Genomic DNA, 20,934 nt, shown 5'->3' with positions numbered 1-20,934 from the left:
GCCTTGTCCAAGACTATCACCGCCCATGTGACCCGCGCCGATCAGGCGCGGAATCCATACTTTTACATTCCCTTCGAGGTTCCATCCGGCACGACGCGGATCGATGTGGCGCTGGCCTATGCCAAAGCCGAGGATTGCATTATCGACCTCGGTGCCTTTGATCCGCGCGATACTGGCTATCCGACCAAGGAAGGCTTTCGTGGCTGGAGCGGTGGCGCGCGCGATCACTTTTTTCTCGCCACCGACGATGCGACGCCAGGCTATGTCCATGGCGAAATTCAGCCAGGAACGTGGAACGTCATTCTCGGACTCTATAAGGTTCCCGAGGTGGGCGCCGATATCAGAGTGACCATTGGCCTCGACGCGTCACCGCGAAAGCTGGAGCCGCAGCCTGCCCGAACCTTTCCGGTGCGTAAGGGGGCTGGCTGGTACAAGGGTGACCTGCACTGTCACACCTTTCATTCCGATGCGCGCGGCGCGCCGGAATTGCTGCATGCGGCCGCGAGGCAAGCCGGACTCGATTTGCTCGCCATTGCCGACCACAACACCATCACCCAGCGGCGCTATTTCCATCCGAACTCGTCGCCCGATCTGGTGTTCGTGCGCGGCATGGAGGTTACGACCGCCGAAGGCCACGCCAATGTCTACGGGGTCGACGATTGGATCGACTTCCGCATGACCAGGCCGTCTGACGCGCATGTGCTGGAAAAGCTGGTGCATGAGAAGGGCGGACTACTCTCGATCAATCACGACAAGCCGCCCATCGCTTGGGAATATGAAATGCCCAAGGCGGACTGCCAGGAAGTCTGGCAGTCGACTTGGCTTGCCTGGAACTGGATTGCGCTTGAGCGCTATCAGCAACGTCTGGCTTCGGGCATGAAGCTCTCTGCTATTGGCGGTTCGGATTTCCACCAGCCCGACCGGCTCATGCCAGAGGGGCCGCTGGTTCTGGCGCGGCCAACGACGGTATTCTGGCTGCCCGAACTCAGCGAAGATGCCGTTCTAGCAGCGATGAAGTCGGGCTTTGGTTACGTGACCGAGAGCCCGGATGGGCCGCATCTGGAAATTCGCGTCGGCGACACCGTCATGGGCGGTAGCGTGGCGAGTTTGGTATCGCTCGATGTCGTGGTACGCGGGGCGGCGGGCGATCGCGTCGTACTCATTGATGCCACAGGCGAAATCGCCGTGGTGGATATTGTCGGCGACGAATTTTCGACCACCGTCGTCATCGAGAATGCGCAAAAATTTGTACGGGCGGAAATCGTTGCGGCGGCCAGCCGCGAATGCCTATTGGCCGAATATGCGAGCCTGCTGGAAGGGCGCGAATTGCCCTGGCAGCTTAGGAATGTCGACGTTGCTGGCCAGCCTATCCGTCGTGCGCTCAGTAATCCCATCTATATCGGTTCCTGATCCAATGCTCATCGGCAACGCGCCCTGTTCCTGGGGCATCGTCTATCCCACCGGCAATACCTATTCCTGGTCGCAATATCTAGATGAGGTGGCCGAAGCCGGCTATCGCGGCACTGAACTGGGGCCGCTCGGTTTTCTGCCAAAAGACGCTGAATTGCTGGGGGAAGAATTGGCCGTGCGTGGCCTGACGCTGATTGGCGCGACGCATGTCCACACTTTTGGCGATGTGGCTTCCGCGCCGGTGCTCATGGCGACCTTGCGCGAGCTTTCGACGCTGCTGAAGACGCTGGGGGCCAGGCATCTCGTCATCATGGACGAGAGCAATTGGTATCCGGCCGGCAAAGAAGGCGTGCTTGATGAGGCTGGTTGGCAGGGGCTCGTCGGGATGGTGCGTGAAGCGCAGAAGCTGGTCGAAGGCGAGTATGGCCTAAAACTCAGCTTTCATCCGCATATCGGCACCGCTGTGGAGAAGGAAGCACAGATCGACCGGCTGCTGGCCGACACGGAAATCGACCTTTGCTTTGATACAGGGCATCATGCCTTTTGGGACCAAGATCCTGTTTCCTATATGGAAAAGGTCTTTCCCCGCATCGCCTACATGCACCTCAAGAATGTCGATCCGAATGTCCGCGCGCGGGTTTTGGCGGGGGAGCTGTCTATCGCAAAATCCTATGGTGCGGGGGTGATGTGTCCGCTGCCCGACGGGGCGGTGGATATTCAGGCGGTGATGCGACTCCTGGCCGAGCGGGGCTTTGATGGCCCAATCGTGGTCGAGCAGGATGTTGCCGAGAATGCCAAGGAAACGCCACTACAACTGGCGGCGCGGAACCTGGTCTATATGGAAGGGATCGCAGAATGAGCGCGGTTCTGAAGGTTGGCCTAATTGGTCTTGGGGAAGTCGCGCAGCTCATGCATTTGCCGCTTCTGGCAGACGACAATCGCTTTAAGATCAATGCGATAACCGATGTGTCACCCAGCCTCGTCGACTATGTGGCGACGCGCTATGGCGTGCCGACACTGCACGGCAGCGCCGAGGCGCTGATAGCCGATCCGGCGCTGGATGTAGTGTTCATCATGACGCCCGATCACCTCCATGCGGAATTGTTGGAGAAGGCGATCCGTTCGGGGAAGCATGTCTTCATCGAGAAGCCGGCCTGCCTGACCGCGGCGCAACTTGAGCCGCTGCTGTCGCTGCCGAAACGACCAGGACAGGTGGTGTTTGTTGGCTATATGCGGCGGTTCTCCCGCGCCTTTACTGAACTCAAGAAACGCCTGCCGCCATTAGAAAAAGTCCGCCACGTGCGGGTGCGTGACATTATTCGCGAGGCGCCGTTTTTCGTGGCGCAGACGCGAAACGTGTTCAAGCCCAAGGATGTGCCGGCCGAACTGATCGCCGAAGGTCGGGCGCGGACGCTGGGCATGTTGCGTTCGGTGATGGGCGAGGATTGCCCGCCTGATGCGCTGCGGGCCTATCAGGTGCTTACGGGCTTGAGTTCGCACAGCTTTTCGGCAATGCGCGATCTGCTCGGCGCGCCAAAAGGGGTGCGTTATGCGACCCAGCACAATGGCGAAACGGTCATTGCGCTCTTTGACTATGGGCATTTCACCGCGCTTTACGAGGCGGTGATCGATGATGTCTCCCGGTTCGATGCGGGTATCGAGGTGCTGACCCAGACTCAGCATTTCAAGATGAACTACGACACGCCCTATATCCGCAATCTGCCGACGCGGTTGGAGATCACCAGTTCGACTGATACGGAAACCGGGACGGAGGTGATCGGGCCGATCTATGAGGACCCGTTCCGCATCGAGCTTGGTGCGTTTTTCGATAGTATTGCCAATGGCGTACCGGCAAAGACCAATCTTGAAGATTCCATGGAAGACCTCAAGCTTTTTGCCGAAGTCGGGCGGCACTTCCGCTAATAAACCTTGGCATTCGGTGGCTTGCTAATATTAGCTGATTGTGTATTAGCTTTCTTGGCATCCATCCTCCGAGTGTCATGCCTCCTTCAACCCGCACATTGGCGAAGTCTGCCCGTTCCGGAAAAGAGAACGGGTCGAATTCGCGCCGGGTTACGATGACCGATATCGCGCGGGAGGCCGGCTGCTCCCAGGCGACTGTATCATTCGTCATAAATGATGCCCCGGGGATAAGATTGTCGCAGGAAACGCGGCAGCGGGTGCTCGAGACGGCGCGGCGGCTGGGTTACGGGCTGCCACAGGCGAAGGTTGCGGTGGAGGCCAAGCGAGTTCGGCGCGCTGGAAAGATTGGGTTTATTGTCGATCAGTTGGCGACGAGCCCGGAGGCGGTGCAGGCCATCGAAGGGTTGAGCCAGGCGGCGCAGGGGGTGGGGGATCTTGTCTTTGTGTCGCAGAGCCGGAATGATCCCGAGATCGAGGCCGAGCTGATCGAAACCTTTGTCGAGCAGGGTGTTTCGGCGCTGGTCTATATGACCATTTTTACCCGTGAGGTGGAGCTGCCGCTGGCGCTGCGGAACCTCGATGTGCCGGTGCTTTTGCTCAATTGCTATACGACTGGGCAGTCCTATCCCGCTGTGGTGCCGAGCGAAATTGCCGGCGGGCAGCGGGCGACGCATCATCTGATCACGCGTGGACATAGGCGGATTGCGACCATTACGGGCGAAATCTGGATGGAGGCGGCGCAGGATCGGCTGAAGGGGTATCGGCGGGCGCTGGCGACGGCGGATATTCCCTTCGATGCGGACCTGGTGTTCAACGGCGACTGGTCGGCGAGCGCAGGTTACGAGGCGACGCGGAAAATCCTCGACCTGCCGGAGGTGCCGACGGCGATCTTTTGCCAGAATGATCGCATGGCGATCGGCTGCTATGAGGCGCTGAAAGAGGCGGGGTATGAAATCCCGCGGGATATGTCGGTCGTGGGTTATGACGACGAAGAAATTGCGCGGCATTTGCATCCGCAATTGACGACGTCGGTGCTGCCGCATCGGGCCATGGGGCAGTGGATTGCCGAGCAATTGGCCGACGGGGAAGTAGATAGTAGGTATCCGCTGACCAAGCTCGAATGTCCGCTGGTGGAGCGGGCTTCGGTGGACAAGCCGCGCGACTAGACCATTGGCGGTGCTATCGAATTTCTTTCCACGAACTCGCACTCGATCTTGAGTTTTTGCATGCGTTCGTCGGCGTCTAGGTCGTCGAAACCATCAAGCAGTTGGCCGACGGCCCAGCGGGCCATTTCGTCGTGGGGGAGGACCATGGTCGAAAGGGGTGGGTCCATGCTGGCAGAAATGTCTTCGTTGTCGAAGCCGACGATGGAGAGGTCATTTGGGATGCTGAGGCCGAGGATGCGGGCGGCTTCGTAGCAGCCGATGGCCATGCGGTCGTTGAAGCAGAAGATCGCGGTAGGGCGATCGGGGCGGGAGAGCAAGGCGAGGGCGCGTTCGCGGCCGGCGCGGATGGAATAGCCGCCGAGGGTGACGAGGCTTTCGTCGACGGCAATGCCGGCCTTGGCCATAGCTTGCCGAAAGCCTTTTTCGCGGTCGACGGCGGCTTCGGCAGTGTGGTGTTCGCCGGCGAGGTGGGCGATGCGGGTGTGCCCGGCCTTGATCAGCGCCTCGGTCGCGGCATAGCCACCGACGATGTCGCCGGGGACTGCCGAGGGGTGGTGCAGGCGCTTTTCGTAGCAGTTGAGCAGCACCAGCGGCAGTGCCGAAAAGGATGTAGGGACAATGACTTCGCGGGTCATCAGTGTCGTGTAGATCGCGCCGATGGCCTTTTGGGCGACCAGCATGTCGAGCCCGGCTTTTTCGAGGGCAGGGCTATTGCCGGTGCAGAACGTGGCGACGGTTACGTCCTGCAAGGCGGCCTCGTCGCGGGCGCCTTCTAGGAATTGGGCGGCGAAGGGCGTGGTGGAGACTTCGTCGATGAAAAGGCCGATGACGCGCTGGCGATCGGCCGGGACGGGGTGGGCCTTGCCGCGGCGATAGCCCAGTTGCTCTGCCGCTTCCTGCACGCGGCGGCGGGTGGCTTTTGAGACGCGGGCATTGGGGACGCCATTGAGCACCAGCGAGACCGTGGCCTGGGATACCCCTGCCAGTTCTGCCACTTCGTGCATGGTCGCGCGCTTTTCCACCTGAACTCCCAAGGTGCGGGGATAGATTCCCCTCTCTGTAAGGCAATTGCTAGCAGACTGTTAGCACCGAGGGCAGCGTTTCGGCGAATTGGCTACAGCCTGCGCGACCCTGCTTTTACATCAGTGATGCTGCCATTTTCACCCTCTTGCCAAGCGGGTCGTTTCGACCATATGGTGATAATAATATAACTAATACGCTTAAGGGTGGAGATTATGAATCTTGGTCGTGCAGTCGCCTCGGAGGCCATCGATGCGCCGCGCAAGAGCTTGTCGCTGGATGGTGTCTGGCAGTTCAAGCACGAGGATGGTGCGTGGCGCGAGGCGCATGTGCCCCAGCCCTGGCAGGCCGAATTCTCCGACCTCGTCGATACCTTTGGCCATGCCGTCTACAAGCGCAGTTTTAGCGTGCCGGCCGGCTGGGATCGGCAGGAGCTGGTGTTGCACTTTGGTGCGGTGAGCTACTATTGCGAAGTCTTCCTCAACGGCCAGAAGCTCGGCAGCCACGAAGGCGCCTTCCTGCCGTTTGAATTCGTGCTCGATAGCAAGCTGCTACGCCCGACCAACGAGGTCGAAGTGCGCGTGACCATGCCGTCGGCCGATCATCGCGCCTTTCCGGACTTCCCGTTTGGCGAAGTGCCGCATGGCAAGATTTCCTGGTATGGCCGGATTGGCGGCCTCTGGCAGTCGGTTTCGCTGCAGGCGCGCGATGCGCGCCGGCTTGAGGCGGTTGTCATTACCGCCGGTACCGATGGCATTGTGAAGGCTGAGCTGGATTTCTCGGCTGCGGCCGCAGGCCTGCCGGTGGCGCTGGCCGTGCGCGATGCTGGCGGCAATGTGGTGGCGGAAAGCCGAGTGACTGCGGTGGCGTCGGTTGCGGTTGAGCTGGCGGTTACGGCACCAAAACTCTGGGGCATCGATCAGCCCAATCTTTATACGCTGACCGTGTCGCTGGGCGACGATGTCGATGTCGTCGAAGAGCGCTTTGGTTTCCGTTCGGTCGAAACGCGCGACGGCAAGATCCTGCTCAATGGCGAGCCGATCTTCATGCGCGGTGCGCTGGATCAGGACTATTATCCCGACGGCATCTATACGCCGCCCTCGCTTGAATTTCTCGAAGACCAGGCCAAGAAGGCCAAGGAGCTCGGCCTCAACACGCTGCGCTGCCACATCAAGGTGCCGGACCCGCGCTATTATGACGTGGCCGACCGTTTTGGTCTGCTCGTCTGGACCGAAATTCCGAACGTCGCGAATTTTACCTCGAAATCGGCGCAGCGCATGCGCGACACGATGACGGGTATTCTTAAGCGCGACCGCAACCATCCCTCGATCATCTGCTGGACGATCATCAATGAGGACTGGGGCACCCGCATGCTCGAAAATGCCGAGCATCGGCAGTGGGTGAAGGATACTTATGACTGGCTGAAGGCTGAGGACGCCACGCGCCTCGTGGTCGACAATTCAGCCTGCTTCCCGAACTTCCACGTCAAGACCGACCTCAACGACTACCACTATTATCGTTCGGTGCCGGAACGTCGGCAGGAGTGGGACGACATCACCGCGCAGTTTGCTGCAGGTGCTGATTGGACGTTCTCGAGCCTCGGCGATGCGGAGCGCAAGGGCGATGAGCCGCTGATCGTTTCCGAATTCGGCGTCTGGGGTCTGCCCGATCCCAAAAAGCTGCGTCGCGACGATGGATCGGAGCCGGATTGGTTCGAAACCGGCTCGCTTTGGGGTGATGGCGTGGCGCTTCCGCATGGCATCGAGGACCGTTTTGGTGCGCTCGATCTGGCGAAAACCTTCGGCTCGTTCGATGCCTTCATCGAGAACGTGCAGTGGTATCAGTTCATGAACCTGCGCTACGAGATCGAGGAGATGCGCCGCTACTCCTCGATCATGGGATATGTGATCACCGAGCTGACGGACGTGCATTGGGAGGCCAATGGCCTTCTTGATATCGAGCGTAATCCGCGCGTGTTCCACGATGTATTCGGGACGATCAATACCGACGTGGTGATCGTGCCGCGTCCGGCGCGTTACTCGGCTTATCTGGGTGAAACGCTTGATATCGAGCTGAAAATCGGGACCGGTGGTCTCTCCATTCCGGCCGGCGCGGTGCTGCGCTGGAGCGGCGAGGTTTCGGGTTCGGTCGATGTGCCGGCAACGGGCAAGGTATCGACGGCTGATCTCGGCAAGATTGGTTTTGCCCTGCCTGCGGGCGGCGGCAATCGGGTGCTGTCCATAGAATTTGTGCTGGAGGCCAATGGATCGGTCCTCTCGCGCAACACTTGCGAGATCGCGCTTTATGCCAAGCGCGATACGGCCGGGCGACCCTCCATCGCTGCCGCCGATTCCTCCCTCGCAAGCTATGCCAGCGGCCTCGGCTACCGTGTGGTACCGGCTGCCGAGGCCGATGTGGTGCTGGTGCATGCTGTCGATGGCGACGATGTCGAAGCCATCAAGGCGGGCGCGCGGTATCTCATTCTGGCCGATGGAACGGTGGAGACGAACAAGAACCTCCGCACCGACATGCCGCTTGGGGAATTGCCGCATCGCTCGATTGTGGCTGATGGCAAGAAGTTCCGGCCGAGTTTGGATCAGCATCTGCCGGGGATCAGCCTCGTTGAACGCGATGGCACGATCTGGCGTGGTGACTGGATTGCCGGGTTCTCGTGGGTGCGCCGCGAGGGGGCATTTGCGGACATTCCGGGCGGGCCGATCTTTGATCTCTCGTTCTCCGATGTCGTGCCGCATCACCTTCTTACCGGGTTCAGGCCCTGGGAGTTTGGCAACAATGTCATCTCGGGGATGGTTTGCGGTTGGGTGCACAAGCCGGCGGCGATCATTGGCGAGAAGCGGGTTGGCCGTGGCGGGGTTGTCGCGACGACGTTCCGGCTGCTGCGGGAGAAGGCCGGGGCCGATCCGGTGGCGGCGGCGCTGTTCGATGGGCTCGTGACGACGGCGGCGGAGTTGCCGGTGGATAAGGGCACGATGTGACCTGAGGTGCCCGTGGGCGGATGAGGGGTAGGCGATCTCGTCGAAGACTCCTCATCCGGAGGAGAGATCGCAGACCCCTCACCCTGGAATTTCTTCTGAACGAAGAAATTCCGGTCCCTCTCCCGCAAGGGGCGAGGGGGGGCTCCGTGGGTGGGGCGAGGATGCAGGCCGCTGAGTGAGTGGCGCGTGACCGGAAGACAGCAAAGCTGCGCTGGAACGAAGAGGAGGAAAGAGATGGCCGATATTGTCCTTCGGGATGTCAGCAAGTCTTATGGCGCCGTGCAGGTGCTGGACAGCGTCAGCATGCATATCCGCTCGGGCGAGTTCATCGTCTTCCTCGGGCCTTCGGGCTGCGGAAAGTCGACGCTGCTGCGGATGATTGCCGGGCTCGAGGCGGTCAATGCGGGCGAGATCCATATTGGCGAGCGCCGGGTGGACCAGTTGCCGCCCAATCAGCGTGGCGTCGCCATGGTGTTCCAGAACTATGCGCTCTATCCGCATATGACGGTGCGCCAGAACATGAGTTTTGGGCTCGAAAATGTCGGCACCGACAAGGCGGAGATCAACCGGCGCGTTGATGAAGCGGCGCGGGTGCTCGAAATCGGGCAATTGCTTGATCGGCGGCCGGCGCAGCTTTCGGGCGGGCAGCGGCAGCGTGTTGCCATCGGCCGCGCCATTGTGCGGGAGCCCGATGCGTTTTTGCTCGATGAGCCGCTATCCAATCTCGATGCGGGGCTGCGTGTCCGTACCCGCGTGGAACTGGCGCAGCTGCACCAGCGCATCGGCACGACCATGATTTTCGTGACGCATGACCAGACCGAGGCCATGACGCTGGCGAGCCGGATTGTCGTCATGAACAACCGCAAGGTCGAGCAGATCGGTACGCCCATGGAGGTCTATTCCAAGCCGGCGAGCCGGTTCGTGGCGGCCTTTGTCGGTTCGCCCTCGATGAACTTTTTGCCGGTGACGGCGCTGGCCGATGTTGGAGGGCGGGTCGTGGTGACGGCGGGCGGTTCGACCATTCCGACGACGATTGCGACTTCGGTGGCCCCGACTTTGGGGCAGGGGCTGACTTTTGGGGTGCGGCCGGAATCGCTGCGCGTGGCAGTAGATGGCGAGATTGCCGGGACCATTGCGCTCGTCGAGCGGCTGGGGGATCGGACGCTGATCCATACGCGACTTGAAGACGGCACCGTCATTGTTGGCGACGATATCGGCAAGTCGACGCTGGAAGCCGGTGCGCCCGTACGGCTCAAGATCGATGGCTCGGCGGTGCATCTCTTCGATGCCGAAGGGAAGGCCTACCACGCCGATTGAGTAGAATTTCTGCTGGACGGAAAACAAGCAAAGCGCCGCTCCAGCCGGATGAACACATGCATTGGGCATGTTTTGGGAGGAAGATGTTATGAGACTGTCTTTGAAGCGATTGGCTCTGGTGTCGACGGCGCTGATGGCGCTGACGCATGCCGCTGCGGCGCAGCAGACCGTGGTCTGGTGGGATTTTCTGGCAGGCGGCGACGGCGTGCGCATGAAGGCGCTGATCGACGGCTTTAACAAGGAGCACGAAGGCGAAATCCAGATCCAGGGCACGACGCTGGAATGGGGTACGCCGTTCTACACCAAGCTGCAGACCTCCTCGGCCATTGGCGAAGGTCCCGATATCGCCACCTATCACCTGAGCCGCATTCCGCTGGCTGTCGATAGCGGCACGCTCTCCGAAATCACCGACGAGGACATGTCCGGGGCCGGTATTTCCGATGCCGATTTCACCCAGGCTGCGTCCGACGCCGGCAAGGTCGATGGCACACGCTATGCCGTGCCGTTCGACCAGCATGGCCTCATTCTCTACTACAACAAGGATATGCTCGCCGAAGCCGGCCTGATCGGCGACGATGGGTTGCCGGCCGGGCTCGATGGACTCGAGAATTTCAACAAGATCCTGGCTGACTTCACCAAGGATGGGAAGTACGGCATTTCGACCCCGACGGGCGATCGCTACCGCACCATCTATTCGCTCTTCGGCCAGCAGGGCGGCACCATGTTTGATGCCGATGCCGGTGGATTCTTCCCGACTGACGAAGATCTCACCAAGCTGACCAATGCCATTGATGTGGTGAAGGGCTGGGTTGATAGCGGCTATACGCCGGTTCAGGTTGAAAGCCCGGCTGCGCTGGCGCTCTTTACCTCAGGCCAGTCGCCGTTCTTCATCATGGGCAATTGGGAAGTGCCGACCATGGTCGACCTCCATGCCAAGGGTGAACTGTTCGAATGGGGTGCGGTGGAACTGCCGACGCTGTTCGAAAACAAGGCCGCATGGTCTGACTCGCATGCATTCGTCGTTCCGGCAAATTCGGGCAAGGAAGCCGATGCCGACAAGCGCGCTGCGGTCATGAAGGTCATCGCCTGGATGGACCAGCACTCGCTCGATTGGGCTGGCGCGGGCCATATCCCGGCCTTCAACGCCGTGCGTGAAAGCGCTGAATTCAAGGCGCTGAAGCCGCAGTCGGATTATGCAGGGTTCGCTGACACAGCCGTGTTCGATCCGCGCACGATCCTGGCTGGTCCCGCTGCCCCGCTGGGCGACGCATGGAGCAACTTCATTAATCCAGCCACGACTGGCGAAATCGAGCCTGCTGATGCCGCCGTGCAGATGCGGGATGATCTCAACGGTCAGCTCTGATTGAGCATGGGGGTGGCTTCGGTCACCCCCTCCCATCCTCCCCCCATCAAGGGGGAGGTGCTGGTCTGGTTATTGTGTTTGGATGGGAGGCCAAAGATGCTCAGGGACAAAAGGCAGGAATATCTGGTTGCGCTGCTGCTGGTGGGCCCGTTCGTGCTCATCTATGGCGCGCTCTTTGTCTGGCCGACGATCCAAATGGCCATGCTCAGCTTCACCGAGGCGCCGTTGATCGGGACGGGCGACTGGGTCGGCTGGGACAATTACGTGAAAATCCTCAGCCACAAGCTGTTTCACCAGGCCTTTTGGAACACCGCCTATTTCGTGCTGCTGACGGTTATTCCCAATACGCTGATTTCGCTGGTCATTGCCCTCGCAGTGAACCGGTTGAAGGGGCCGGTGCAGGGCTTTGTGCTCGCCTGCTTCTTCCTGCCCTATATCCTGCCGGTTTCGGTGGTGTTCCTCACCTGGAACTGGATCATCGACGTGCAATATGGGCTCGTGCAGGGTTTTGTGGCGCTGTTCAATGGCGGCAAGCCGATCTCGCTGACGCGCACCATTCCGCTCTTCATGCCTACGGTCGCTTTCGTCACCATTTGGTGGACCATGGGGTTCAATATTCTGCTGTTCATAGCTGGGCTCCGGAACATCTCGCCGGAGATTTACGAGGCGGCATCGCTCGATAGTGCCGGGCGGTGGCGGCAGTTCCAAAAGATTACCTGGCCGCTGATCTGGCCGGTGACGGCGCTGGTGCTGACGATCCAGCTCATCGCGCAGCTCAAGATTTTCGACCAGGTCTACCTGTTCTCGATCGGCGGGCGGCAGGATGCGACGATCACGCTGGTTCAATATGTCTACAAGCTGGCCTTCCAGCAGAACAAGGGCGGCGAGGCCGCGACGGCCGCCATGCTGCTCTTCCTGATGATCATCATCCTGTCGGTGCTGCAATACCAGCTCCTGCGTGCACGAGGTGAGAAATGAGCGCCGAAGCCCTTCCCAACCGCGAGGCCGTTTCGGCAGCGCGCAGCCGGGGCGATGGCCCCATCGACATGATCGGGCTGGTGCTCACCGTCATCACCATCCTCGTGGCGCTCGGCTCGTTCTTTCCGATTTATTGGGCCGTCATTACGTCCATAAAGCCGGATGGCGAGGTGATTTCGGGGAGCAATTCGCTGATCCCTAATCGTGTCGTCTTCGACAGCTATATCCACATCTGGAACAACACCAATATCGGCATCTGGTACATCAACTCGATGGTGACCTCGCTTGTTATCACCGCGCTGGTGATCGTCTCCTCGGCCGGCTGCGCCTATGCGCTGAGCCAGCTCGATTTCCCCGGGCGGCGTGTGATCTATATGCTTATTCTCGCTTGTTTCATGGTGCCGATGCAGGCGCTGATCGTGAACCACTTTGTGCTCATGGCGCAGTTCAAGCTGCTCAATACCTGGGCCGGTATCATCCTGCCGCAGCTGATCGTTCCAGTGGTGATCATCGTCTACAAGCAGTTCTTTGACTCGGTGCCCAAGGAGTTTCGCGAGGCGGCGCAGATGGATTCTGCGGGGCATTTGAAGATCCTGTTCCGCATCTATCTGCCGATGAACTGGGGTGTCACCGCTTCGCTTGGTATCATCACCTTTATCGGGGCGTGGAATAGCTTCCTCTGGCCCTTCCTTGCCGCGACGGGCGAGGCGACGATGACCGTGCCGGTGGGCATTACCCAGGTCAAGGACGCCTATGGCATCGTCTATGGCAAGCTGATGGCCTCGGCCGTGGTGGCGGGCCTGCCGGTGGCGGTGGTCTATCTGATTTTCCAGCGCCGGGTGACGCAGGCGATCATGCTCTCGGCTGGCGTGAAGGGGTAGGACGGGCCGCCCCTTCGCACGATGTCACGCCCGCCAGAGCGGGGACCTCTGCGTCCATGCAAAGAGATTCCCGCTTCCGCAGGCATGACGTGCCGTGTTTTGGAAACGCTTTTTGCAACCTTGTTCTGCGGCAAATGCCCTAGAACCTAATGTTTAGTCCTAGCGTTCCGGAGACGTGGTAGCTGTTGCCGAAACCGGCGAGGCTGGTATCGACAATGGCTTCGCCGTGCAGGGCCAATTTGTCATCGGCCCAGCTATAGGTGCCGCCGAGGCCCAGGCCGCCCCAGAGAGCCTCCTCTTCGCGGACAAGCCTGGCGCCGGCGAGGTTGGTCGCCGTTTCGGGCAAGATGTCATAATAAAGATTGGCAATGCCGTAGGTATGGAGGCGGCTCGTTTGGCCGGCCTCATCGGTCCAGGCGGTCTGGTAGTCGGCCGAAAGACCAAGGCGCGCCTTGAGGTCTGTCCTGTTCGTCAGGGCCACGGCAGCGCCGAAGACATCGGTGAAATCGTCGTAATCGAGGGCCGAATAGATCAGTTGTGCCTGCGGGGTTACCGACCAGTTGGGGCGGAGTGCGATCTGCTGGCCCAGTTCGAGCCCCATCGCATAACCAAAACTTTTATTGCCGGAGACCAGGCTCCTGTTGGCAGTGGTCGAGGAAAGTCCACTGTCGTACCAGGTGAGATTGGCCTGGGCGTCGAGATAAAAGCCTGACTGACCATACCAGGTCAGCGATCCACCGAAGCCATAGCCGGTGCTGCCGATCGTGCCCTGGCCGAAGGCCGAGGATATGTCCGCGGAAACGGTGCCGTAGCGCAGGGAAAGACCGCCGGTCAGCCTGCCGTTCTCGTCCACAAGCAAATCGCCATCGGTGCCGGCCTGTAATTGCCAGACGGTGCTGTCAACGCTGGCGCCGGTCGTGCTGGATTTGGGAATGGTCCGGCCGTGGCCGGCGACGACCCGGCCCCAGATGCCGCTATTGGCCTGGGCCGCTTCTGGAACGGCGCCGATATCCACCATACCAGCCGTCCAGCTTCGATTGCCGACGCGTTGCTGCAGGGTTTCGAGCGTGTTGAAGCTTTGCAGGACCGTCGCATAGGCCTCGTAGATAGGCGCGCCTGCCTGATAGAGCGGCGTGCCGGCATCGATCAAGGAGGAGCGCAAGTACCAGTCTCCGTCGGCCGGGGTCGTCACACCGCCTCGGTAGAGGCGGTAGGCATAGGCTCCTCCGACGACGGCCGGATCTCCCTCGAATGTGTAACTGCCAACAAGCCTGAAACTACCGGCCGAAATCCCGCCGATATCCACGATCTTGATACCTTCGACAGTTTGCGCGCCGGCGCCGCCGAGATTGATTACCCGCACATTGGTGCTGCCCGATGTATCGCCGGTTACCACCAGGCGGTCCGTTGTCGAACTGTCATCGCCGAGAACAGTTTCGATTTCGAGCGTGCCGCCACTGCCCAGGTAATTGCCGGCGATGGTCAGCGTTCCGATCGAATTTCCCGGCGCGATGGTGCCACCGGCAAGATTGGTGGTGGTGCCAACCCTGCCGATGCCTTGCAGTCTGCCGCCATGAACCTCCAGCGTGCCGCCCAGAATGCCATTGACCGACAAGATGCCGTTCTGCACCCGTGAACCGCCCGAGAGGCCGGAGCTGTCGCTGGTCAAAGTCGTTGTTCCGGTGCCGATCTGGCTGACGCCACCGGTTCCAGTAATCGCCCCGGCAAAGGTCACTGCATCCGAGCGGTTGAAGGCCAGAACGCCGTCATTGCTCACATCACCCAGAATGCGTCCCGATGTGCCACCATTGCCAAGCCGCAAGGTGCCGGCCGTGATCGTCGTGCCGCCAAGATAAGTGTTCTCTCCGGTCAAGGTCAGCGTGCCGGCGCCGGCCTTTACCAGGCTGCCTGACCCGGCCAGCACGGGAGAGATGCCAATGTTATGGCCATTGGTGTCGACAGTGCCGCCGGCGGGCCCCAGTGTTACCTGCTGGTTGCCGAAGTTGTAGAAGAAGAAGGCGTCGTCCCCCAGCGCGCGCACAATGCCGCCATCGATGGTGACGTCGGCCAGTCCTTGGCCGCCTCTGATCTCGCTCGTTTCCAGAATGCCGACATGGCCGGGCGTGCCAGTGACGAGCAAGGTTCCGAGGGCATTGGCGTCAGACATGCCAAGCAGGACGCCTTGATTGGCGTAAACCACTCCCCCATCTTCGATGGTAAGGGAGCCCTGGCCATAATTGCCCAGGGTGAGGGAGGAATCAGTAACCTGCCAGCTCGAACCGTTTCCCGTGACGACAGCGGTGCCGCTGACGCCATTGGCAGCGCCGACATAGCCTTGATAGCTGAGGACTGTGGCGCCGTTTTCAACGCGCATTGTGCCGGTGGCGTAATTACCGACAACCAATTGATCGGAGCTGGTCCATTGTGAGCCCGGCCCCGACACGATCACCTCGCCGAGGTTGGAATTGCCGATCACGCCCACGGTGTTCGAAACGCTCCCCGCATCTTCGATGCGCAGGCGGCCGTTGTCAATTGTCAGCCTTCCCGTGTTTTCCCAGGAGGAGCCGCCCCCCGAGACCAAGGCTTCGCCGTGGAAATTGTAACCAAGATTGGCATCGGTATTGACGATGACCTGGCCACCGGCAAGAATTTGCAGCGTGCCGGCGTCTTGTTCGCCGATGACAAAATAGTCGTTGTTGATCCAGGTCGACGCATTGCCGCCCGCATCGGTGCCGGTGACGATAACCAGGCCATCGACAATGCCGCTACTATTGGTGACGAGGCCGCCATCTTCGATGTTGAAGCTTCCGCCGGTAAGACGTGTTTCCGTCGTCGTCAAAGATGTGCCCGTGCCGGTCACCGTGGCCGTGGCGCCGGGCTGGAGGTCGACCAAATCGCCTTCGGCGTTGCCACCGGAGATGACCACAACGCTGCCCGTCCCGAGGCCGACTGCGGTGGTGGCGTCCGGTATCAGGCCCGAATCCCAGTTGGCCAGATCGAACCAGTCATCCGTCACCCCGCCGCCTGTCCAAACATAGGTTTGGGCGAGAGCCGGGGCCGCAGTGCTGCACACTACGCAGCCGAGCAATGCCGCGCGCATGGCGGGCAGAACGGAAGTCGGCGCGGCTTCCAAGATACGATGACGGTTGGATGGATTGGCCGTTTCGCACTTTTTCATCTTCGGCCGCACTCAAAATCGTCGGGTATGAGGTTAAATACCTTTGTGCCGTCCGGTATTGCCGATCAGCCAGTTTATCTATGGGTTGGTCTGCCGGGATGGCGATTTGATAGAGGAAGAAAGATCCAAGAAATACTAACTATATCATTTGTTTGAGCGTGCATTTTCTTGGTTAAGAATTGTTTAAGACTAATGTTCGGGGGGTGAAGAGATGGACCCGGATGACCGCTGGGAATTTTCAGCTGGATCATTCAGTGAACTTGAGACCCCATCCACCATCTGGTTTTTCGCCCCGAATGTACGTGACGTCCGGGACCCATTGGTAGGTTCCAATGAACCACATTCGCGCTGCCCAGAAGTTCGATGGCTCCATATCGGCTGGAACGCCATGATATAGAAACGGCATGGGTGCGCTGGCCTCTTCGCTGTTTTCGGGATTTCCGTCGCTGAGAACGAAGCTGTGGTGGCCGACGCCCTTTGCGCGCGTCGCCAGTGTTGCCCCCTCGGCTAATGTCTTTGGGTTGGCACCGAACTGGCATCCCTGCGACTTGGCCCAGGCACTTGCGTCCATTGGATCGCCGCCGGGTGCGAGGCGCAGGTCCGCAAGGCAGTAGTTAGGCCCCCACGAGCCATTCGCCGAATAAACGATATGGAGCTGGCCGGCGGGGTCGATAATTGGCTGAGGACCTTCATTGATAGATGGCGTCTCTCCGGCGACATTTTCCCAGGGCTGGTCGGGAGATGCAATCAGGCTGCGCGAGCCCTCGGGCCTGCCATCTCCATTCAGGCGAACGATGAAAATATCCTGTCGAACGTCGGTGTCCCCTTGCCAGCCTGACCATACGAAGTAGTCGACCCCATCGAAAATGAAGGGCAGGCCGTCGATGGCCCATTTGTCCTCAGGGAGGAGGACCTCGGAAGCATCTCCGTAGCCAGCATCGGGCTTAGCCGACGAGATTTCGTACATACGATGATCGCTGCCCACGCCAGCGGCGAAATAGACGCTGTAGCGTCCGTTCCTGAACACGATTTCGGGCGCCCAGATTTCGCCCAAGCGATCCCGATCGAACCAGATGCGGACAGCGCGAGCCTCCGCCAGGTCCTCAAGGCTGGATGCTACCCGAACAAGGAGCGCATGGCCGCGGCGTGACTCAATTGCGACATATCCGTCCCGTGTGTGAATAACGCTCGGGTCCGCTCCCGGAATTCCGGTGTCACCCAAAGCTGCTACATTGGATGCTTCCTGGCTGTGAACCGCATTGCAGCAAAACCCGGACGTGGCGATAAAACAAACCAAGGTGGTTCGAAAGAGCTGAAGCATGATCGTTTTCCGATGAAACACGTGAGGTGAGCTGGAGACGGTCTCGTGGCTTGGTGTCGAAACCTGATATGAGATTGGTGCACGCCAGACACCGCAGAGTGCCGATCGGACGCTAGGCGCACCTCAGGAAATTTGCTACTCGCGCCTTTATCAAAGCGCTGCGCCGCCACTTAGATCCCACCGGAGAAGATATATGAGCACAATTCTGAAGAGCCTGCCCAAGGGCGACAAGGTCGGCATCGCCTTCTCGGGCGGCCTCGACACGAGTGCAGCTCTGCTCTGGATGAAGCTGAAGGGCGCGAAGGTTTATGCCTACACCGCCAATCTCGGCCAGCCCGACGAGGCGGACTATGACGAGATCCCGCGCAAGGCCATGGATTTCGGTGCCGAAAATGCGCGCCTCGTCGATTGCCGCACCCAGTTGGTGCATGAGGGTATCGCAGCCATCCAGTCGGGCGCTTTCCATGTCTCGACCGGCGGGTTGACCTATTTCAATACGACGCCGCTCGGTCGCGCTGTCACGGGCACGATGCTGGTGTCGGCGATGAAAGAGGACGGGGTCAATATCTGGGGTGACGGTTCGACCTTCAAGGGCAACGACATCGAGCGCTTCTACCGCTATGGCCTCCTGACCAACCCCAACCTGCGCATCTACAAGCCTTGGCTCGACCAGGAATTCATCGACGAACTGGGCGGTCGGTCGGAAATGTCGGCCTTCCTGACGGCGAACGGCTTCGCCTACAAGATGAGCGCTGAAAAGGCCTATTCCACCGACAGCAACATCCTCGGGGCGACGCACGAAGCGAAGGACCTCGAGAGCCTCGACAGCGGCATCAAGATCGTCAGCCCGATCATGGGCGTGCCGTTCTGGCGCGACGATTGCGAGGTGAAGGCTGAGAAGGTTGTGATCCGCTTTGTCGAGGGCCAGCCGGTGGCGCTCAATGGCCAGACCTATGCCGACCCCGTGGCATTGCTGCTCGAAGCCAATGCCATTGGTGGCCGCCATGGCCTGGGCATGAGCGACCAGATCGAGAACCGCATCATCGAGGCCAAGAGCCGCGGCATTTACGAGGCGCCGGGCATGGCGCTGCTGCACATCGCCTACGAGCGGCTCGTGACCGGCATCCACAACGAGGACACCATCGAGCAGTACCGTATCAACGGCCTGCGTCTCGGGCGCCTGCTCTACCAGGGCCGGTGGTTCGACTCCCAGGCCCTGATGCTGCGCGAGACGGCCCAGCGCTGGGTGGCGAATGCCATCACCGGCGATGTGACCCTCGAGCTGCGTCGCGGCAACGACTATTCCATCCTCAACACCGAAAGCCCGAACCTCACCTATGCCCCTGAACGGCTGAGCATGGAAAAGGTCGAGGACGCCCCATTCTCTCCCGCCGATCGTATCGGTCAGCTCACCATGCGCAATCTCGACATCGCGGACACACGGGCAAAGCTGGACCTCTATTCGAAGACCGGCCTGATCTCGATTGGCGAAGGCGGTGACATGTTCCGGTTGGAGAGCAGCAAGGATTAAAGCAGCGGCAGCCCATTGCCGCTTCTTGAACAGTTCGTGCCCCTGACGCAGACGCCATAACCTGCGCCAGGGACAAATGTGCTAGTGGTCCAAGGCGACGGCGTCGGTGCCAGCGGGGATGCGCATGGGTGCAGACGGATCAATAGCAGCGCGCCACACAGCCTCGACGACATCCGAGGACAGGGTCTTGGGCGCGCCGGGGGTGCGCATGGCGGAGATGACGTCATTGGCGAAATCCGAATAGGCTTGCGGGAACCCCCCATTGGCCGTCAGGAGCGCCATCGCGTTGCTGCCGAAACTGGTGTCGGGTGCGGCGCCGGGCAGAACGATTTTGACCGCGATCCCGAAGGGAGCGAGTTCGAGCGCCAGGGATTCGGTGAAAGCGTTCACTGCGGCCTTGCTGGCCGTATAGACGGAAAGCAAGGGCAGCGGCTTCATGGTGACGCTCGATGTCACGTTGATGATGAGCCCGGTCCCACGCGCGCGGAATTGAGGAAGGACGGCGCGTACCATGCGCATGGTTCCGATGGTATTGGTCTCGAAGATCGACTGGGCAACGTGGATCGGCGTTCCCTCGAGCGCATTGAGCCAGCCGATGCCGGCATTGTTGACCAGCACGTCGATCGGACCGGCGGCCTCGACCGCATTGTGAACGCTTGCCTCATCGGTGACGTCCAGCGGTAGCACGACCAGGTTGTCGGATGCCGGCAGAAGTTCGGGCCTTGGAGACCGCATCGTCGCCACGACCTTCCAGCCTTGTTCGAGGAAGTGCTTGGCAATGTCCAGACCGAAGCCGGAAGAGCAGCCGGTGATGAGTACGGTTTTCATACGAATGTCCTTTGGGTGAATACCCCGCTCATGTGGACCATCAGTCTCGGACCTACTATAATGCATCATCCGGATTACGTTAGAGATCGTCCGAATGATCGACCCGCTAGCCGAAATCGTGACAATGCTGCAGCCCAGCTTGCCGTTCTCCAAGACGGCGAGCGGGTCTGGTCACTGGCGCGTGGACGGCGCCGGAGATGGCAGTCCCTTCTTCGCGGTCATTCTCGAAGGGTCGACAAAACTGTCGATCAACAGTCAGCCCGATATCCGCCTGGAAGCGGATGACTTTGTCCTCATCCCAGCGGCCTATAGGTTCACCATGGTCAGCGATGACGAGCCGGACGATGGCGAAGATCCGTTGCGGGTCACCAAGATCGGCGATGAAACGCGTCACGGCGATCCTTCAGGATTACCCAATATGCGTGTCCTGATCGGGCGGCTCGCGTTCGGAACGCCCGACACGACTCTTGTCTTTGCCTTGCTGCCTTGTCTGCTGCTTATCCGCGGTCAGGCCCGCCTCACCGACCTTGTACGGATGATCCGCGAGGAGGCGAAAGCAGAGCGAGCCGCCAAGAGCATTGTGCTCGAGCGTCTGCTGCAATTGCTTTTGATAGAGGCTCTTCGTTCGGATGCGGCGGGCCTGGAAACGCCTGGGCTGCTTCGTGGCTTGGCGGACAAGCACCTTGGCCCCATCATCCGTCTTTTGCATGAGGCGCCTTCAAGGACATGGACTGTGGACGAATTGGCGAGTGCCGCGACCATGTCGCGCTCCGTATTCTTCGATCGGTTTCAGAAGCAGACGGGCATGGCTCCGATGGAATATCTGCTGTCCTGGCGCATGGCTCTCGCCAAGAACATGCTGCGGCGCCGCGATGGGGGCATCAAGGAAATCGCCAAACGTGTGGGGTACGGGTCCGCCAGTGCCTTCAGCGTGGCATTTTCCAAATTCACCGGCATACCACCCAGCCAATATGGTCGCCAGGATGATGCCGTTGGCGTGTTAGAACCGCAGTCAGATTAAC

Annotated in this window: 15 protein-coding genes; 11 read left to right on the top strand and 4 right to left on the bottom strand. The window is 60.3% G+C overall.

Going from position 1 to position 20,934, the window contains the following annotated elements; translation table 11 throughout:
- Positions 1 to 3 precede the first annotated feature (3 nt).
- The 4 genes from J7557_RS21335 to J7557_RS21320 all read left to right on the top strand — a co-directional run bounded on the left by J7557_RS21335 (position 4) and on the right by J7557_RS21320 (position 4,499).
- Entirely contained in the window at positions 4 to 1,410 is a 1,407-nt protein-coding gene (locus J7557_RS21335; protein WP_291422449.1) for a CehA/McbA family metallohydrolase, read from the top strand.
- A 4-nt stretch (positions 1,411 to 1,414) separates the two neighbouring features.
- Positions 1,415 to 2,269 (top strand): sugar phosphate isomerase/epimerase, encoded by an 855-nt coding sequence (locus J7557_RS21330; RefSeq protein ID WP_291422448.1) that lies wholly within the window; start codon positions 1,415 to 1,417, stop codon positions 2,267 to 2,269.
- On the top strand, positions 2,266 to 3,333 hold the full coding sequence (locus J7557_RS21325; protein WP_291422446.1) for a Gfo/Idh/MocA family oxidoreductase: 1,068 nt from the start codon (positions 2,266 to 2,268) through the stop codon (positions 3,331 to 3,333). Before J7557_RS21330 ends, J7557_RS21325 begins: the two co-directional genes overlap by 4 nt.
- Before the next feature lie 155 nt (positions 3,334 to 3,488).
- Entirely contained in the window at positions 3,489 to 4,499 is a 1,011-nt protein-coding gene (locus tag J7557_RS21320) for a LacI family DNA-binding transcriptional regulator (RefSeq protein WP_291422444.1), read from the top strand.
- Here J7557_RS21320 and J7557_RS21315 read toward each other — a convergent pair.
- Positions 4,496 to 5,521 carry a LacI family DNA-binding transcriptional regulator gene (locus J7557_RS21315; RefSeq protein ID WP_291422442.1) on the bottom strand — a complete coding sequence of 342 codons (1,026 nt, stop codon included), beginning with the start codon at positions 5,519 to 5,521 and terminating at the stop codon, positions 4,496 to 4,498. The genes J7557_RS21320 and J7557_RS21315 overlap by 4 nt on opposite strands.
- Before the next feature lie 213 nt (positions 5,522 to 5,734).
- Between J7557_RS21315 and J7557_RS21310 the strand changes: the two genes are divergently transcribed.
- The 5 genes from J7557_RS21310 to J7557_RS21290 all read left to right on the top strand — a co-directional run bounded on the left by J7557_RS21310 (position 5,735) and on the right by J7557_RS21290 (position 13,054).
- Entirely contained in the window at positions 5,735 to 8,515 is a 2,781-nt protein-coding gene (locus J7557_RS21310; protein ID WP_291422440.1) for a glycoside hydrolase family 2 protein, read from the top strand.
- A gap of 234 nt (positions 8,516 to 8,749) precedes the next feature.
- Positions 8,750 to 9,832: an ABC transporter ATP-binding protein gene (locus tag J7557_RS21305; protein WP_291422439.1), complete on the top strand. Its 1,083-nt coding sequence runs from the start codon at positions 8,750 to 8,752 to the stop codon at positions 9,830 to 9,832.
- Positions 9,833 to 9,920: 88 nt separating this feature from the next.
- The gene (locus J7557_RS21300; protein WP_367272923.1) at positions 9,921 to 11,195 is read left to right on the top strand and encodes an extracellular solute-binding protein; all 1,275 of its coding nucleotides are present in this window, start codon (positions 9,921 to 9,923) and stop codon (positions 11,193 to 11,195) included.
- A gap of 96 nt (positions 11,196 to 11,291) precedes the next feature.
- The gene (locus J7557_RS21295; RefSeq protein ID WP_291422437.1) at positions 11,292 to 12,173 is read left to right on the top strand and encodes a carbohydrate ABC transporter permease; all 882 of its coding nucleotides are present in this window, start codon (positions 11,292 to 11,294) and stop codon (positions 12,171 to 12,173) included.
- A gap of 68 nt (positions 12,174 to 12,241) precedes the next feature.
- A complete protein-coding gene (locus tag J7557_RS21290) occupies positions 12,242 to 13,054 on the top strand; it encodes a carbohydrate ABC transporter permease (RefSeq protein WP_291422513.1) in 813 nt (270 codons plus the stop codon).
- A gap of 139 nt (positions 13,055 to 13,193) precedes the next feature.
- Here the strand turns inward: J7557_RS21290 and J7557_RS21285 are convergent, their stop codons facing one another.
- Positions 13,194 to 16,232, bottom strand: a complete 3,039-nt coding sequence (locus tag J7557_RS21285; protein ID WP_291422435.1) for an autotransporter outer membrane beta-barrel domain-containing protein — start codon at positions 16,230 to 16,232, stop codon at positions 13,194 to 13,196.
- A gap of 247 nt (positions 16,233 to 16,479) precedes the next feature.
- Positions 16,480 to 17,553 (bottom strand): glycoside hydrolase family 43 protein, encoded by a 1,074-nt coding sequence (locus tag J7557_RS21280; protein ID WP_291422433.1) that lies wholly within the window; start codon positions 17,551 to 17,553, stop codon positions 16,480 to 16,482.
- Positions 17,554 to 17,746: 193 nt separating this feature from the next.
- On the opposite strand from J7557_RS21280, the gene argG reads away from it, so the two are divergent.
- Positions 17,747 to 19,084, top strand: coding sequence for an argininosuccinate synthase (gene argG, locus J7557_RS21275; RefSeq protein WP_291422431.1), 1,338 nt, complete (start codon positions 17,747 to 17,749; stop codon positions 19,082 to 19,084).
- Positions 19,085 to 19,165: 81 nt separating this feature from the next.
- Here the strand turns inward: argG and J7557_RS21270 are convergent, their stop codons facing one another.
- On the bottom strand, positions 19,166 to 19,912 hold the full coding sequence (locus tag J7557_RS21270; protein WP_291422429.1) for an SDR family oxidoreductase: 747 nt from the start codon (positions 19,910 to 19,912) through the stop codon (positions 19,166 to 19,168).
- A gap of 94 nt (positions 19,913 to 20,006) precedes the next feature.
- Here J7557_RS21270 and J7557_RS21265 point away from each other — a divergent pair, with 94 nt between their 5' ends.
- Entirely contained in the window at positions 20,007 to 20,933 is a 927-nt protein-coding gene (locus tag J7557_RS21265; protein WP_291422427.1) for an AraC family transcriptional regulator, read from the top strand.
- Position 20,934 lies beyond the last annotated feature (1 nt).

This window comes from Devosia sp., assembly GCF_017744655.1.
Lineage (GTDB): Bacteria > Pseudomonadota > Alphaproteobacteria > Rhizobiales > Devosiaceae > Devosia.
Note: the sequence above shows the minus strand (reverse complement) of the source record. Positions and strands in the feature narration are given on the sequence as shown.